A 16942-nucleotide genomic window follows, 5' to 3' on the forward strand; every position below is an offset into this window, starting at 1 on the left:
TCAGCCCACCACGCCGGTGTCGAGACTGGTGCTGATGACGCCGACCAGGGCCACCTTCTCGTCGGACTCGGCAAACTGCAGCAGGACGTCGCCACGGTCGAGGGCGCCGCTGTCGAGCAGGCCGGTCCAGTAAGCGACTTCCGCCGCGCTGGCGGTACGGTGCATGGCGCTCCCGTACAACGACTGCGTGAACACCTCGTTGCTCATGGCGCTGTATCCGGCGCTGGCTTCGGCCGATGCAATGAACCCATCGGCGATGTCGGCCAGCGACATGTCCGCCTCGGACAGCGACAGCCAGTAGTTGATGCCGCCCATGTCGGGGCTGCGGTCGAACAGCGCCGAATACAGGCGTACCAGGGTGCCGATATCGGTGGCACCAACGTCGATGTCGCGGGTGACCGGCATCGCCAGTTTTTCTGCCGAATCGACGATCGAAAGCGCCACTTCTGCACGGCTCATCTGGCCGCCGCCCAGCGCGCCCGACCAGTAGGCCAGGCCGGACGCATCGATAGCGCGCCCGAACGTGTTGGCATACAAGGCTGTCAGGAACGCGGCATCGCTGCCCGCCGCCTGCTGCGCCTCGCCGCTCGCCAGCACGCGGCCGGCAATCTCGACCAGCGAAACGCCCTGGGCGGCGGCGTCCGCCATGGCGCCCAGGGTGGCCTGATCGGCTGCGCCGCCCCGCACGGCTTCGTACAGGCGTTCGACCGTGCCGCGCACGCTCGTATCGGCGTCGGCATCCGTAAAGCGCAGCACTTCGACATTGGCGACCGTATCGACGCCGTCGGCGCCGCCGTCGCGGTGGGTCAGCACCAGCTGGCCGTTGTCGAAGCGCGCGCTATAGTCGTCGCGTCCGCTGCCCACGAGCTGCACGCGGTCGATGCCGGCGCCACCATCGACGAAGTCATTGCCCAGTCCACCGAACACGATGTCATTGCCGTCGTCGCCGAAGATGCGGTCGTTGCCGCCGCCGCTGCCGACGATGTCGTCGCCGCCGCCGCCATGGAGCACGTCGTCATCGTCGCCGAGCATGATGTTCTGGCTGGCGCTGTCGCCCCACACGGTCTGCGAACCGGCGCCGCCCCGCACCGTCACGCTGCCGACGATGGCCGCGAAGCTCACGTCCTGCAGCGAAATCGTCGAGCCGCCCGGCAAGCCCTTGGTATCGATCACGAGCGCCGACAGTGGCTGGCCCGTGCCTGCCGGCACGCCCTGGATCACCAGTTGGCCATTGGCGAGCGCGCCCGGGGCCGCAGTGGGCGCCACGGTGTGCACCAGCAGGTTGGCATTCGTGGGCAGGCTGGCCAGGAAGCCGGAGCCGCCGCCCGTCATCTCGGTCTGGTCGAACGAACCGTCCGTGGTAACGCCCCGGATTTCCCGAATCAGGTTGGTGAGGGCGTCATTCACGCCGACAGGGGCGGCGGTGCCGCTGATCGTCACGCCGACGCCCTGCGGCACCTGGGTGCTGAGGACAACCCTGCCGCCCACGCTGACCAGCGGAATGTCGGCCACGGTGTTGTTGCCCACGGTCTCGGCGCGGTCCGGCTGCACGACGGGAATCAGGATCGCGGTGCTGGTGCTGCCATCGGCATTGGTGCGGGTTTCATTGACCACGCTGACGCCGTCGATGACGGTGGCCGGCGGCGTGACCGGCGGTTCGGTCGGTGTGACCGGCGTGGTCGGCCTGGCGGTCACGCGCACGGCCAGCGCCTGGGTGTCAAAGCCGAACGCATCGGTGGCCGTGACCTGGACGTCATACACATTGTCGGCGCCCGCATCGAGCGGCTGGCTGTGTGATGGCGTGCTGGCAAAGCGCAGCGCGCCGGTCACGGCATCGATCTGGAACAGCGCCGCGTCAAGGCCGCCCGTGATCGCATAGCCGGCGCCGCTGCCCGCCTGCACCGTGGTGACGGTGGTAGTGCCTTCGCGCACGGTGAGATTCGCGGTCGGCGCGCCGCCATTGCTGACGATCGCCGGCGCGATCGTGACGAGGCCACCCGGATCGCTGATACTGCCGTTCACCACGCCATCGCTGTCGAACTGGCCGCCATCGGTCAGCGAGAACGTGACCTTGGTCTTGGTGCCGACGGCAGTCACCGCCGTGGCCAGGTTGACCCAGGCACCGCTGGTGTTCTGCTTGTAATAGCCATTTACCTTCAGGCTGCTGTCGACGTAGATGCTGACCGTGGCCGCAGCGCCGGGCGCCACGTTGTCGATGGTGAAATCGAACTGGCCGACCGGCATCTTGACGTTGCGCGGCAAGCCGCTGGCAGCAGCCAGGCTCGACACTGACGACAGGCTCAGGCCGTTTTCGACCTCGAGCGTGGCATAGGGCGCGCCCGGCACGACCGTCGGCAGCGACGCCACGTTGCGCTGGGTGCTGTCGGCCAGCCCATCGCCATTGCCGTCGCCCACGACGCCCAAGGCGCCCGGGACCGGGTCTTCCACGCTGTTCAGGCCGCCGTCGTTGTCGATGTCGTCATCGTCGAGATCCGGCATGCCGTCGCCGTCCAGGTCGGCCAGCACGGTGACGCTCAACGCCTGGGTGTCGATGCCGCCCTGGCCGTCCTGCGCGCTGACGCTCACTTCGTAGACATGATCAAGGTCGCTATCGGCGGCCTGGCTGCGCAGCGGCGCCGAGAGGAAGCGCAGCACGCCGGTGGCGGCATCGATCGTGAACAGGGCTGCGTCGGCGCCCCCGCTGATCGCATACGTCAGCGGCTGCTGGTCGGCATCGGTGGCCGTCACTGTGGTCACGGCCTGCTGCTTCTCCGCAACGCTGAACTGCGCGCTCGCGCCGCCGCCGTTGCTGCCGATGACCGGCACTCCGTTGAAGGAGACCCCGTGCGCGTCGCTTTCGACCACGCCCTCGAGAGCGGTGTTGCCAACCGTATCCCGAATGCCGGCAACGGCGGGGTCCACGATCAGCGTGAGCGTACCGCTGCCGCTGATACCGTTGACGCTGACGGTCCAGTTGGTGCCGGCGCCGCTCAGGCCCGCCAGCGTGCCTTCGGCCTCGCCTTCGCCGACGAGAATGAAGTCTTCGAGCTCGACCCCTTGCACGACCTCGGAGAAGACCACGGTGTAGTCGATACTGGTGGCATCCGGCGCCGGGTTGCCGGCCACCGTGATGGACGTGACCTGCGGGTGGATCGCATCGACCCGGACATTCGCGATGCCCGCGAGCGAGGTCAGGTTGCCGGCATCGTCGGTGACCGCCACCGCGACATTGCGGTTGGCGGCGTCGAGGTTCGCTGCCACGATCGTGTAGGTGGCGCTCCAGATGCCATTGTTGGCGCTGCCGGCCACGAGGCCACCGCCAAACCCGCTGAAGTCGAACTGCACGCCGGCCACGTCGGCGTTGACATTGATCGCGGTGCTCCAGGTGGCGCTGACGACATCGCCAATCTTGTAGACCCCGCCGGCGCCGTTGGCGCCGGCAACGGCGATCGCGCCTGCGGTCACGGTCGGCGCCTGGTTGTCGATACTGGCCGTGCTGCTGCTGTTACGGATGGTCTGGTTGCCGTCGTCGTCGACGACCGTCACCGCCACGTTGCGGCCGCTCGCATCGATGGCGCCGGCTGTGATTGCAAAGCTTGCGCTCCAGACGCCGTCCACCCGCGTCGCCGCCACGGCGGCCGGGCCGCCAAAGGCGCGCATGTCCACGCTGACGGCGGCGGTGTCGGGGTTGTGGTCGCCGTCGGCGCTGTCGTCCCATTTGACCCGCGCGGTATCGCCGGCAACAAAGACGCCGCCAACGCCGCTCGCGCCAGACAACGTGATCCCGGCGCCGCTGACGACCGGCGCCAGGGTGTCGCCCACGATGGTCAGGTCGGTCGCGGCCGCGCCGTCATTGCCATACGCGTCCGTGTAGGCCGCAGCGGCAATCGCGATCTTGCCGGACAGCGACTCGAGATTGGCCGTCGGCGTGAAGGTGGCGGTGTACACCAGGGGGTTGGCGCTGGCCTGCAGATTGCCCAGCGCGCCGCCGGTGACGGCGATATCGCTCGCGACAAAGTTGCTCGGCGGTTCGCTGAACGTGAACGTTACCGTTGCGGTCTCGCCGGCCTTGAAGGTGGCGCGGTCGCTGGAGATCGTCACGCTTGGCGCCAGCGTATCGCCGCTCAGGATCGCGTTGGTGGTGCTCGCGGTATTTTGCAGGCCGCCTGCATCGGTAAAGGTATTGGCGCCGACCGAGATCGAGGCTGCCAGGCTCTGCTGGCCGGCGGTCGGGGTGAACGTGGCCGTGTAGACCTTGTCGTTCAGCGGGTTGACGGTCAACGACCCGAGTGTGCCGCCTGCAACCGTGACGTCGCCGAGCACGAAGTTCTGTGGCGTATCCGAGAACGTGAACGTGATCATCGCGTTCTGGCCGACGCCGAGCGATGCCCTGTCGGTCGTGATGGCAACGCTTGGCCCCGAGGTGACATTGATGCTCATCGACTCTTCGTAGCGATTCCCGGCTGCATCCTGGGTGCGCACCCGCACCAGATAGGCGCCTGGGGACAGGGTGCCCGCATCGAGAGCGCGTAACTGGGCGCCGACGATCTCGAACGCGCTGTTGTTGGTACTGCCGGCGCCGCTGACCAGGCTGTAGGTGAAGCTGTCGAGCGGGTTGGCATCGACGCTCGACAGGGTGCCGACCGGGGCGTGGGCGCCGCCCTGGGTCGCGACGGTGGCGTTGCTCAAGACAATATCCGATGGCGCGGCGCCATCGACCGCGATTGCCTTGGCGGCGCCCAGCGAACCGGCTGCGCCGGGCGCGGCCAGCGTCAGCACGGCATTGTTGCCGCCGGCATCACGCAGCGTGCCGCCGTTCAGTTGCAGCGCACTGCTGCTGACCACGTCGAGGTCGGCCGACAGGTCGCCCGCCTGCACCGTATAGCTGAACACGAGCGTGTCGCTCCCGCTGCCGTTGAGATAGGTGGCGGCGCGGTCGGTCGCGCCGGTTTCGAGCAGCAGCGTCGGCGCGCCAGTGACGATGACGGCCTCCGAGAATTTCACTGCGATCTGCACAGTGTCGCCGAGCTTGCGCAGACCATCGGGTGCGCTTGACGTGATGCTGGAGACGACCGGCGCCACGATATCGATCCCGGTCATGCCGAAGCTGACCGGCGCCGAGGTGCCGCCGTCGCCGTCGCTGACGGTCAGCGAGAAGGCACGCGCGCCAGCGCTTGGCGCGGTGTACAGCATGAACTTGATCAGGTCCGACGCGGCGGTCGCATCGGCGTTGACGCCGGTGAACGTGATCACCAGGTCGCGGCCGGCCTGGCCGTCCTTGGTGGCGTGTACCTGGCCGATTTCGGTCCATGTGCCCAATTCTTGATGGAACAGCTTGTCGCCGGCGCGCAGGGTGCCGCCCAGCGAATTGCTGTCAGGACCGAACGCCAGCAGGCCGCTGCTGTCGAAGTCGAACACGAAACGGCCGTCGGCGGCGCCTGACGTGCGGGTAATGGTCAGGTTGCCGCCGATGAAGTCGCCGCCATCGGCATCGCTGACGACGACGGCGCCCATGTTCCCGGCCTGTTCATCGATGTAGGCCATGTCCTCGACCGGGTCGGGCGCGCCCGCCGTGAACACGCCGCTGTCGCCAGCCAGGTCGCTGACGACCGGCGCCGCGTTCGTGTCCAGGCCAAAGTCGGCGGCGCTACCGGTCGTATAGCCGACAACTTTCAGTTCGCCCGATTCGGTGACGACCATGATCTGGCCGTCGGCGCCGATGAGGAAGGTGCTTTCATCGAAGATGTCCGGGGCCTGGACCGTGAGCGATGGCAGATCCTGTTCGCCCTGGAAACCTTTGGTCCAGGTGGCGCCGTCCTTGCGCAGCACGGTGACGAACGATTCCGCGTAACCCTGCGTGTAGCCCGACACCAGCATGTGCAGCTTGCCGGCGCTGACTTCCAGGCCGCTGACGCCGACCAGGCCGGTGTAGCTCTGACTGCTGTCCGTGACCCAGTTGCCGCTCTCGTTGGACAAGACCTTCAGCGTGGTGCCGGTGATGTCCATCTGCGCGTCATATTGGTAGTCGCTGTAACCAAAGTAGAAAGCCTCGCCATCGGTAGCAACCGTAAAGTTGCTCCCCAGATCGCTCGCGATTTTCTCGGGCGTCGACCAGCTGTTGCTGCCAGCGGTCTTGACGGCGTGGTACAGGTTGCCGAAGGTAACGTTCTGATTGTCTTCGCGCACGTAGAACAAGTGGATGGCGCCATCGTTGTCCAGCAGGACGGTCGGGTTATGCAACTCGTCTTCGCCGTTGATGGTGGTGGTCAGCACGGTCGATACCGACCAGGTCTGGCCGTTGTTGCTGCTCGATGCGTACTGGATCTTGTACTCGGCGGACCCGCCCGGGGAATAGGCGTAGTTGTAGACCACATGCAGGGCGCCGTCTGCGGTGACAGTCAGCGACGGGTCGCTGAAATTGCGCGCGCCGCTCGGGTGCGACGCCTCTTGCACCGTGCTGGTGGTCCAGCTATTGCTGCCAAGGTTGTACTCGCCGAACTTGATGCCACGGGTCGAGGCGACACTATCGTTGCCGGTCCACCGGCTGTGCTGGAACATCAGGTCCAGGTTGCCGTCCGGATCGATTTGCAGATTCAGGTAGTCGCCAAACTCAGTGTCGCCCGTCATGCTGGTGGTCACGCGGGTGACTTCCGTCCAGCCCGCGCCGTTCCATGTCTCGATGCTGACAGCGGTGCGATCGATTTTGTGGGCGAGGTAGAGCGTGCCATCGGCGGCTTCCACCAGGCTGCTCCAGGCCCAGGTATTCTCGCTGTAGGTATGAATCGTGCCCGTGCTCAAAGGCAGCATCGACAGGTAGTTGTCGGCCGCCAGGGTCATGGCCGAAACGGTATCGACCTGGCCTGCCGAGCGCTCCAGCTGCCAGTTGCCGCCGGCCAGCGCGCCGCCACTGACGTCCGTCGATGCGGCGGTGTCGGCGCCGGTGGTCGCGGCCAGGGCCTGCAAGAATTGCCCACCGCTGCGCCCGGCGCCAGTTTCGCAGCCGTAGACCAGGATATCGCCGTCGTCGTCCAGCGAAGCGCCGATCTGCGCCATCAGGGCAGGGTGCGACTTGAGATACGCCGCATCGAGCGTGACGTCGCCAAGCTGGAGCAGACCCGAGGCGCCATGGCCTACCAGGTGGATCGCATCCAGGCCGGCACGACCTGCCAGCGCCTCGGCGATTTGCTCGACGCCGTCACGCGTGGGGTCAAGCATGATCACCTCGATATCGGCGCGCAGGCCGGCGATCAGCGCCGGGATGTCCGCGAGATTACTGTTGACGAAAGCAATCTCTTGGCGGGAGGCCGTAGTTTGAGCGGGCATGGCGGGTCCTTGTTAGCGCGAGGCGTAGGGATAGTGTGAATCAGCCATATTACTGCCGGCAAGCAATTCAGTAAAACCGATTATTTGCAGTCGAGGCTTTTTGGATACAACCTGACTTTCGGTATTGTATATTCGTCATTTTCGGGTTTACTTGGCCACGCCGTGCGCCGTTTTTTTCGGCAGTGCCGCCGGTTCGACGGTACAATGCAGGGTTTAGAGCGGTTCATTGATCGCTCGCTTTTATCGAATCAGAAAGAGTTCTCATGACCCTCAAATGCGGCATCGTCGGCCTGCCAAACGTCGGCAAGTCCACCCTGTTCAACGCACTGACCAAGGCCGGCATCCCAGCTGAAAACTACCCGTTCTGCACCATCGAGCCGAACGTGGGCGTGGTCGAAGTGCCGGATCCGCGCATGGCCGCGCTGTCCGCCATCGTCAAGCCGGAACGCATGGTCAATGCGATCGTCGAATTTGTCGACATCGCCGGCCTGGTGGCCGGTGCATCGAAGGGCGAGGGCCTGGGCAACCAGTTCCTGTCGCACATCCGTGAAACCGACGCCATCATCAACGTCGTGCGCTGCTTCCATGACGACAACGTGATCCACGTGGCCGGCAAGGTCAGCCCGCTGGACGACATCGAAGTCATCCAGACCGAGCTGGCGCTGGCCGACATGACCGCCGTCGAAAAAGCGATCCACCGCGAAAATAAAAAAGCGCGCTCGGGCGACAAGGATGCGGCCAAGCTGGTTGCCATCTGCGAACGCCTGATGCCGCACCTGGACCAGGGCAAACCAGTGCGCACCGTGGGCCTGGACGCCGACGAGATGGAAATCATCAAGACGCTGCACCTGATCACGGCCAAGCCGGCGATGTTCGTGGCCAACGTGTCCGACACGGGCTTCACCGACAACCCGCTGCTTGACCTGCTGACCGCGTACGCGAAAGAGCAGAACGCGCCGATCGTGGCCATCAGCGCCGCGATCGAGTCCGAAATCGCCGAGATGGACGACGCCGACAAGGCCGATTTCCTGTCCGACCTGGGCATGGAAGAGCCGGGCCTGGACCGCCTGATCCGCGCTGCCTACAAGCTGCTCGGCCTGCAGACCTACTTCACCGCCGGTGTGAAAGAAGTGCGCGCCTGGACCATCCACGTGGGCGACACCGCACCGCAAGCAGCCGGCGTGATCCACACCGACTTCGAGCGCGGCTTCATCCGCGCGCAGACGATCGCGTATGACGATTTCCTGGCCTACAAGGGCGAGGCCGGCGCGAAAGAGGCGGGCAAGATGCGCGCCGAGGGCAAGGAATATGTCGTCAAGGATGGGGATGTGTTGAACTTCCTGTTCAACGTCTAAGCAACAGGTCGGAATCCAGCGGATTCCGGTCGCCTGAAAAAGCCCCGACAGCCTTCGGCGTCGGGGCTTTTTTTTATGTCGTGACTGGCGCCATTACCGCCACGCCCGCCACGTGCGCACCCGCGACCTCACCCAGCCATACAACGACGAGCCTGTCAGCGGCACCCGCAAGCACCACGTGGTCCCGCCGCCGGTGAGCGACCGTAGCTCGAGCGTTCCAATGCCGGCGGCGCGCTCGCGCATGCCGGGAATACCCCAATGGCCGGGCCGTGCGCCACGTGCAAGCACGTCCGGCGCAATGCCGCGCCCGTCGTCCGCCACGCTGACGACCAGTTCTGCCGCCCGGTAATCGAGCGTCACCGTCACCGCAGCTGCTTGCGCATGCGAGAACGCATTGCGCAGCGCCTCCCTGACGACCGCGAAGACTTCATCGCCGACACTGCGCTCCAGTGCCAGCGGCATGCCGTGCACCTGCACCTCGAAGCGTACGGCGCCCTCGTGCGCGATCGGTGCGCCGAAAGCCGTGATGGCCTGGGCCAGGTCGCCGTGCGCCGGGTTCGCGCCGCGCAGGCCGGCGACGCGGTCGCGGCCTTCGGCCAGCACCTCGTCGGCCTGGTTCAGCGCGGCCTCGATCGGCGCGCGTTCATCGTCGCGCAGGCGCTGCAGCGACGCGCCCATCTTCAGAATCAGGCCCTGCACCGATTGCAGGAGCGTGTCGTGCAATTCGCGCGCGATGCGCTCGCGTTCGGCCAGGCGCTCGCTCATGCGCGCGGTGACGCGCCGCGCCACGTGGCGCAGGCGCATCCGGTGCAGCAGCCACAGGCCGGCCACGATCAGCAGGGCGCAGGCCAGCCGGAACGCCAGTGTCTGGGTCAGGCTCGGCGTCACCTCGAACGACAGCGATGCGCCCTCGCGGTTCCAGAGGCCGTCGTCGTTCGAGGCGATCACGGAGAAGCGGTAGTGTCCCGGCGGCAGGTTCGTGTAGTGGGCCGTGCGGCGCTGTTCCGACGCTTGCCAGTCGGTGTCGATGCCGTCGAGCCGGTAGAAAAAGCGCATGCGCTCGGGCGCGCGGTAGCTCAGCGCGCTGAAGCCGATTTCCAGCGTGCCGGTATGGGGCGGCAGCCGCACGCCGGCGCGGACCGGGTTGTCCTGCCCGTCGGCCCTGAGCGCCGTGATGACGACCGGCGGCACGCGGGTGTTGCGCGGCAGCGCCAGTGGATCGAAGGCGACCGTGCCGCCCGTGGTCGAGAACCACAGCACGCCGTCGCTGCTGCGTACTGCCGAAGGCAGTGGCGTGATGCCGCTGGCGGTGCCGGGCAAGCCGTCGCGGTAGTCAAGGCGTGTGAACTGCGGCTGGTAGCCGGGTTCGCGCGCAGCACGCGCCACTTGCTCGGGGCCGATCGCGGAAATGCCGGCGCCGCCGTTGAGCCACAGCGTGCCGTCGCGGGCGAACACCAGGCCGGTGATGCCGGTAAACTGGTCGCCGCCCCGACCTGTCAGGTGCGTGAAGCGGTGGCCATCGTACCAGGCCAGGCCGTTCTCGCCGCCGATCCAGGCGCCGCCGGCCACCGGCAGGATCGACAGCACGGTACCCATGCGCAAGCCCTCGGCGCGCCCGAGGTGGCGCACCACGCCGCGCTCGAGGATGGCGACGCGGTCATCAGTGGAACCGAACCAGATGCGTCCCCCGGCGTCGCGCGCCATCGCCGTCGGCGCCAGGCCGGCCAGGCCGGGGGCGCCGCCATTGGCCAGCCAGCGCCCACCCTGCAACGTGAACAGCCCGCGCCGGCCCAGGCTGACCCACAATGCGCCATCGGCGCCGCCCACCAGCGAGAAGATCGCGGTGCGCATCGGATCCGGGACGTCGGGCGGCAGCGGTACGGCGCTGCGCCGCCCATTCTCGATGCGCCACAAGCCGCCGATGCCGCCGCTCCAGAGCACGCCGTCCGGCGCTGCGTACAGGGCCGTGGTCAGGTCCGCATCCGACGATGGCGGCGCAATCTGCGCTGGCGCCGCATCCGGGCCCGCCAAAAACGAGCGGTCGACCCAGACGCCGGCATGGGGATGCGCCGCCAGCGGCCGCGCACCGGCGATGTAGGGCGGCAGCTTCAGCGGCGTCAGGCGGTATGCGCGGAAGCGGTCGATGCCGCTCTCGGTGCCCACCCAGAGATTGTCCTCGCGGTCTGCGAACACGGTGAACCCGTACTGCCCCGATAGTCCATTGGCCCTGCCGGTCAGCTGGCGCAGGCTTGAACCGGCCGGGCCGATGCGGCTGATGCCGGATCTTCCGGGCAGCCACAAAGTGCCGCTGCGGTCGAAACGGAAATTGTTGATGCGGTCGTCGGTTGCCCACGCGCCGGGGTCGCTGCCGGCAGGGCCTTCCACCAGTTGCAGGCCGGGTGTCAGCATGCCTGACGCCCAGATGCTGCCGTCAGGATGTTCTCCCAGCACGCCGCTGCCGCTGATGGCCAGCGTGCGCTCGAAGTGGGTGCTGCCGCGGCGCAGTGCATACACGCCGTCGCGGCTGCGGACCCAGAATGTCTGGCGCCGGTCGAGCAGCATCGCGACGGCGTCGCCAGCCGGCAGGCCGAAGGACGCATCGGGCACGCGCCAGCTGCCGTCCGCGCCGAGCATGCGCATCCCGGACGACGTGCCGAGCCAGATGCGGCCGGCGCTGTCTTGCCCCATCCGGTGGCTGGTCCCGCCCGGCATGCCGCCCTGGCCGGCAGGAAAGTGGCGCATCGCGCCGTCCTGCAGCAGGCTGGCGCCGCCAAACTTGTAGGTGACCCACAACCTGCCGTCGTTCAGTACACCGATCTCGTTGATGTTGGCCGACAGCGGCGCCAGCGCCCCCTGCGCGCCCTGGAAGCGCACGCCGTCGAAGCGGAACAGGCCCGACGACGCTCCGATCCATAGCCAGCCATCCGGCGTCTGCGTGATGCCCTTGACGCCGGCCGGCGCGCCGTTCGCGGCAGTCCAGCTGGCATGGTCCATGGCGATGATCGGTGACGGCGCCGTGTCGGGGTTGGCCCATGCCGGCGCTGGCGCCGCGAGCGCCAGAGTGATAACCAGGTGAGCGAATAGCCAGGAAGGAAAGCGGATTGGCAAAACCATGAAAGCGTGACGGCGCATTTGTTGAAACCGTCACTCTACCAGCCGGCGGGCAATGGCTGCCCACCCCCCCAAAAGGGTCCCCCGCAGCACCACTTTCGCATGGGAGCGCGCGCCGTATCCAGGCCGATAATACCGGCATCACCTCACGAACCCCACGCCACGCCAAGGAGCCCATATGAGCACAGCACACACCATCGATACCGTCACCGCCCGCGACGGCACCACGATCCATTTCACCGATTGGGGCCACGGCACGCCGGTCGTGTTCAGCCATGGCTGGCCACTGTCGGCCGACGCCTGGGAAGACCAGATGCTGTTCCTCGCCGAGCATGGCTTCCGGGTGATCGCCCATGACCGCCGGGGCCACGGCCGTTCGAGCAAGGCCTGGCACGGCAACGACATGGACACCTACGCCGACGACCTGTCGACCCTGCTCGAGACGCTCGACATCACCGGCGCCACGCTGGTCGGCCATTCGACCGGCGGCGGCGAAGTGGCGCGCTATATCGGGCGTCATGGCACGCAGCGCGTGAACAAGGCGGTGCTGGTAGGGGCGGTCACGCCGCAGATGGTGGTCTCGCCCACCAATCCCGATGGCGTGCCGATGTCGGTCTTCGACGGCATTCGTGAAGGCGTGCGCAACGACCGCGCCCAGTTCTTCCTCGACCTGAGTACACCGTTCTACAACTTCAATCGCCCCGGCGCCAAGGTGTCGGAAGGCATGCGCCAGTCCTTCCTGATCCAGGGCCTGCAATGCAGCATCAAGAGCGCTCATGCCTGCATCAAGCAGTTCTCCGAAACCGACTTCAGCGCCGACCTGAGACAGATGACGATCCCGACCCTCGTCATCCATGGCGACGACGACCAGATCGTGCCGCTGGCCGCCACTGCACGCCGCGCCGTCGAGATGCTGCCGCAGGGCCGCCTGTCCGTGTACGAGGGGGCTGGCCACGGCCTGCCAGCGACGCACAAGGAGCGGCTCAACGCCGAGTTGCTGGCATTCCTGCGCAGCTGATCGGGCCTTGTGCAGTCACCTGAAGTTGCGGTAGCCTGATGCGTTCATCAACAAAAACCGCAGCTTCATTCCAGCATGGCCACCCTCACCGAACTCGTTGTCTACCCGATCAAATCCTGCGCCGGCCTGTCCGTGCCTGAAGCCCACCTGGCCCTGGACGGCCTGTCGGCCCTCGGCGTGCATGACCGCGAGTGGATGCTGGTCACGCAGGATGGCCTGTTCCTGACCCAGCGCGAGGTGCCACGCATGGCCGTCGTCACCCCGCGCATCGACGGCGCCACGTTGATCGCCGACGCCCCCGGCATGCCGCCCCTGCACCTGCCGCTGGCGCACGACGCCGCCGCGCCAACGATCAATGTGCTGATCTGGGAAGACCGCATCCCTGCCGCCGATTGCGGCGACGCCGCCGCCAGCTGGTTCAGCACCGCCATCGGCGCACCATGCCGCCTGGTGCGCTTTCGCCCCGACTACCACCGCCCAACCAGCACCAAATGGACGAATGGCGTCGCGGCCGCCACGCGCTTTTCGGACGGCTACCCGATCCTGCTGATCGGCCAGGCCTCGCTCGACGACATCAACGGCAAGCTCGCCCAAGCCGGCCGCGCCGCGCTGCCGATGAACCGCTTCCGCCCGAACGTGGTCCTCGATGGCATCGACGCGTTCGAGGAAGATTTCGTCGCCGCGTTCCACGACGATGCGATCTCGCTGCGGCCGGTCAAGCCCTGCGCGCGCTGTCCGATCCCAGCGGTCGACCAGGCCACCGGCATTCCCGGCCCCGATCCGCTCGACATCCTGCAAGCCTACCGCGCCAATCCGCGCATGGACGGCGCCGTCACGGTGGGCATGAACGTCATCGTGCAGGGCGGCATCGGCCAACTGCTGCGGGTGGGCCAGCAATTCGACGTCGAGCTCGCGTTCTAGACCAGGACACTGTCGCTAAATCGCCTAACCGCCTGTAATGACAGGCGGTTTTTCGTATCCAAGCCAGGATGGATGGCGTAATGTTACGGTTATTGCTGAAAGGAATGCTTCATGCACGAGCCGAGCGCATCGCCGCAAGAACTCATGGCGGAAAACGAGACCTTGCGCGCGCGCATGGCGTACCTGCTCGAACAGGCCGAGCGCAATCACGAGATCATGTGCCGTCACCAGGCGTTCGACCTGGAAATCGTCGGCGCCGGCAGTTTCCCCGAGCTGGTCGGCACGATCTTCAGCACGCTGCCGGTGATCTCGGACCTTGATATCGTCACGCTGTCGCTGATCGACCAGAACGCCGATATTTATACCGTCATGCACCGCCTGGGCGTCGATTTCGAGACGCTGCCCAACCTGATGTTCTGCGAGCATGCGGTCGAGCTTGGCTTTGACATGGCGCCCGAGCGCCTCCCGCGGCCACTGCTGGGCGCCTTTGTACCAGGCCGCCATCACGCGATGTTCCCGCAGCCGCCGGCCGGTCTGCGCAGCGTGGCGCTGGTGCCGCTGCTGCGCAACAAGCGCCTGATCGGCAGTCTCAACCTGGGCAGCGCCGACCCAAGCCGGTTCACGCCGGCCCTTGGCACCGATTTCGTCGAGCACATGGGCTCGATCATCGCGATCTGCCTCGAGAACGTGATCAGCAACGAGATGCTCAAGTATATCGGCCTGACCGATTCGCTTACCGGCGCCTACAACCGGCGCTACATGGACCGGCGCCTGGTCGAAGAAATCGCGCGCGCGCGGCGCCAGGGCTACCGCCTGTCGTGCATGTACATCGACATCGACCATTTCAAACGCGTCAACGACACCGTCGGCCACCAGGGCGGGGACGACGTGCTGCGCGAAGTGTGCACCCGCATCAAGGCCGAACTGCGCATGTCCGATGCGTTGTGCCGCTTCGGCGGCGAGGAATTCGTCGTGGTACTGATCGACGCTGACCTGGAAAACGCCAGCATGGTCGCCAACCGCATCCGCGCCAGCGTGGCCGGCACGCCGGTAGGCCTGAGCACGGGCGAGGAGGTCGCCGTGACGGTGTCGATCGGCGTGGCGGCACTCACCGATTTCGAGCGCGATCACGCCATCGAAGGCGTGGCGCAAGAGCTGATCGCGTCGGCCGATGCGGCGCTGTACCAGGCCAAGGCTGCGGGCCGCAACCAGGTCATTACGTTCGCCTGACGGCTACAGCAACCGCTCTTCGGCGCGGCTGATCGCCTCGCCGTCCCCGCGCAGCACCACCACGTCGCCCGCCGCCAGGATCACGGCCGGTTCGGGTGCGACGTCCTGGCCGCCGCGCCGCAAGGTGGTCACGTCGACCGCCACATCGGCCAGCCGCAATGCGCCCAGGGTCATGCCGACCGCGCCGGCCTGCGCATGCAGGCGCACCGAATGCAGCCGCACGTGGCCGTGTTCGAGATCGGCCCCGCTGTCGCCCGCGCCGTGGAAGTAGCCGCGCAGCGTGGCGTAGCGGTCGTCGCGCGCCGCCTGCACCCGGTGCACCACGCGCCGCAGCGGCACGCCCAGCGTCACCAGCGCGTGCGAGGCGAGCATCAGGCTGCTCTCGAGCGCTTCCGGCACCACCTCGGTCGCGCCGGCCGCCTTGAGTACGTCCATGTCGCCGTCGTCGTGGCTGCGCACGATCACCGGCAGGGTGGGCGCCAGCTCGTGCACCAGGTGCAGCACTTTTAACGCCTGGCGCGTGTCAGCGAACGTGATCACCAGCGCGCTGGCGCGATTCACGCCCGCCGCGATCAGGCTTTCGCGGCGCGCGGCGTCGCCGTACGACACCGACGCGCCGGCCGCCTGCGCCTCTTGCACGCGCTCCGGATCCAGGTCGAGCGCATACCACGGCAGCGCCTCTTCTTTCAGCAGCGTGGCCAGGCTCTGGCCACTGCGCCCGAAGCCGGCGATGATCACGTGCTTCTGCGTTTTCATGGTGCGCGTGGCCAGTTGCGTCAGCTGCAGCGACTGCATCATCCATTCATTGGCCGCGACCTTCATCACGATCTTGTCCATGTAGCCGATGATGAAGGGCGCGGCCAGCATCGACAGCACCATCGAGGCCAGCACCAGCTGCATCACGAACGGGTCGATCAGCTTCGAGCCGGCTGCATGACTGAGCAGCACGAAGCTGAACTCACCGGCCTGCGCGAGGGCCAGGCCCGTACGCAGCGCGGTGCCCAGCGGCGCGCCGAACGCGCGCGCCATCAGCACGATCAGGCCGGCCTTGAGCAGCACCACGAGCGCCAGCAGCAGCGTCACCTGCCACCAGTACCCGATCACCAGGCGCAGGTCGAGCAGCATGCCGATCGTGATGAAGAACAGGCCAAGCAGCACGTCGCGAAACGGCTTGATGTCTTCTTCCACCTGATGCTTGTACGGTGTTTCTGAAATGAGCATGCCGGCGACAAAGGCGCCCAGGGCCAGCGACAGGCCGGCCTGCTCGGTGATCCAGGCCGCGCCAAGCGTCACCAGCAGCAGGTTGAGCATGAACAGCTCTTGCGAGCGGCGCTTGGCCACGATCGTGAACCACCGCCCCATGAGCTTCTGGCCGAAGAACAGCAGCAGTGCCAGCACCAGGCCGGCCTTGAGCGCGGCCAGGCCCAGCGTGATCGCCATGTCTTCCGGGTCGCGCGCCAGCGCCGGGATCATGATCAACAGCGGCACCACCGCCAGGTCCTGGAACAGCAAGATGCCGATGATGCGCCGCCCATGCTCGCTCTCGAGCTCGAGGCGCTCGGTGAGCAGCTTGACGACGATCGCCGTGGACGACATGGCCAGCGCGCCGCCCAACGCGAACGCGGCCTGCCACGCCAGGGACAATTTTGGCATGAAGTAGGCCGCCAGCAGGCCGATGCCCATGGCCGCGGCGACGGTCGACACCACCTGCCCGAGCCCCAGCCCGAACACGATGCGCCGCATCGAGCGCAGTTGGCCGAGCGAAAATTCGAGCCCGATCGAGAACATCAAGAAGACGATCCCGAATTCGCCCAGCGCGTGGGTGGTGGGGCTGTCTTCGGCCAGGGCCAGGGCGTGGGGGCCGATCAGCACGCCGACGGCGAGGTAGCCGAGCATCGGCGGCAGGTGCAGGCTGCGAAAGGCGACCACGCCAAGGACGGCGCAGCCGAGCAGCAACAGGGTAAGTTCGAGACCAGAGTGCATG

7 protein-coding genes are annotated in these 16942 nt (G+C 66.9%); 4 read left to right on the forward strand and 3 right to left on the reverse strand.

The genetic code is table 11. The features are described from left to right. Complete coding sequence (locus AB2N08_RS14810) at window positions 1-7323, reverse strand: Ig-like domain-containing protein (RefSeq protein WP_367611425.1); 7323 nt, start codon at window positions 7321-7323, stop codon at window positions 1-3. A gap of 263 nt (window positions 7324-7586) precedes the next feature. Between AB2N08_RS14810 and ychF the strand changes: the two genes are divergently transcribed. Continuing rightward, window positions 7587-8678 carry a redox-regulated ATPase YchF gene (ychF, locus tag AB2N08_RS14815; protein WP_367611426.1) on the forward strand — a complete coding sequence of 364 codons (1092 nt, stop codon included), beginning with the start codon at window positions 7587-7589 and terminating at the stop codon, window positions 8676-8678. A gap of 93 nt (window positions 8679-8771) precedes the next feature. Here the strand turns inward: ychF and AB2N08_RS14820 are convergent, their stop codons facing one another. Beyond that, window positions 8772-11792 carry a sensor histidine kinase gene (locus AB2N08_RS14820; RefSeq protein ID WP_367611427.1) on the reverse strand — a complete coding sequence of 1007 codons (3021 nt, stop codon included), beginning with the start codon at window positions 11790-11792 and terminating at the stop codon, window positions 8772-8774. A 175-nt stretch (window positions 11793-11967) separates the two neighbouring features. On the opposite strand from AB2N08_RS14820, the gene AB2N08_RS14825 reads away from it, so the two are divergent. The 3 genes from AB2N08_RS14825 to AB2N08_RS14835 all read left to right on the forward strand — a co-directional run bounded on the left by AB2N08_RS14825 (window position 11968) and on the right by AB2N08_RS14835 (window position 14958). Next, window positions 11968-12807, forward strand: a complete 840-nt coding sequence (locus tag AB2N08_RS14825) for an alpha/beta fold hydrolase (RefSeq protein WP_367611428.1) — start codon at window positions 11968-11970, stop codon at window positions 12805-12807. A gap of 75 nt (window positions 12808-12882) precedes the next feature. Continuing rightward, window positions 12883-13728: an MOSC domain-containing protein gene (locus AB2N08_RS14830; protein WP_367611429.1), complete on the forward strand. Its 846-nt coding sequence runs from the start codon at window positions 12883-12885 to the stop codon at window positions 13726-13728. Between the two features lie 111 nt (window positions 13729-13839). After that, window positions 13840-14958, forward strand: a complete 1119-nt coding sequence (locus tag AB2N08_RS14835; protein ID WP_367611430.1) for a GGDEF domain-containing protein — start codon at window positions 13840-13842, stop codon at window positions 14956-14958. 3 nt (window positions 14959-14961) lie between these two features. Here the strand turns inward: AB2N08_RS14835 and AB2N08_RS14840 are convergent, their stop codons facing one another. Next, window positions 14962-16941, reverse strand: a complete 1980-nt coding sequence (locus tag AB2N08_RS14840) for a cation:proton antiporter domain-containing protein (protein ID WP_367611431.1) — start codon at window positions 16939-16941, stop codon at window positions 14962-14964. Window position 16942 lies beyond the last annotated feature (1 nt).

Source organism: Massilia aurea, from assembly GCF_040790145.1.
Classification (GTDB): Bacteria; Pseudomonadota; Gammaproteobacteria; order Burkholderiales; family Burkholderiaceae_D; genus Telluria; species Telluria aurea_C.

Coding starts and splice junctions, on each gene's coding strand:
- AB2N08_RS14810 (WP_367611425.1), bottom strand. CDS start 7,323: ATGCCCGCTCAAACTACGGCCTCCCGCCAAGAGATTGCTTTCGTCAAC.
- ychF (WP_367611426.1), top strand. CDS start 7,587: ATGACCCTCAAATGCGGCATCGTCGGCCTGCCAAACGTCGGCAAGTCC.
- AB2N08_RS14820 (WP_367611427.1), bottom strand. CDS start 11,792: ATGGTTTTGCCAATCCGCTTTCCTTCCTGGCTATTCGCTCACCTGGTT.
- AB2N08_RS14825 (WP_367611428.1), top strand. CDS start 11,968: ATGAGCACAGCACACACCATCGATACCGTCACCGCCCGCGACGGCACC.
- AB2N08_RS14830 (WP_367611429.1), top strand. CDS start 12,883: ATGGCCACCCTCACCGAACTCGTTGTCTACCCGATCAAATCCTGCGCC.
- AB2N08_RS14835 (WP_367611430.1), top strand. CDS start 13,840: ATGCACGAGCCGAGCGCATCGCCGCAAGAACTCATGGCGGAAAACGAG.
- AB2N08_RS14840 (WP_367611431.1), bottom strand. CDS start 16,941: ATGCACTCTGGTCTCGAACTTACCCTGTTGCTGCTCGGCTGCGCCGTC.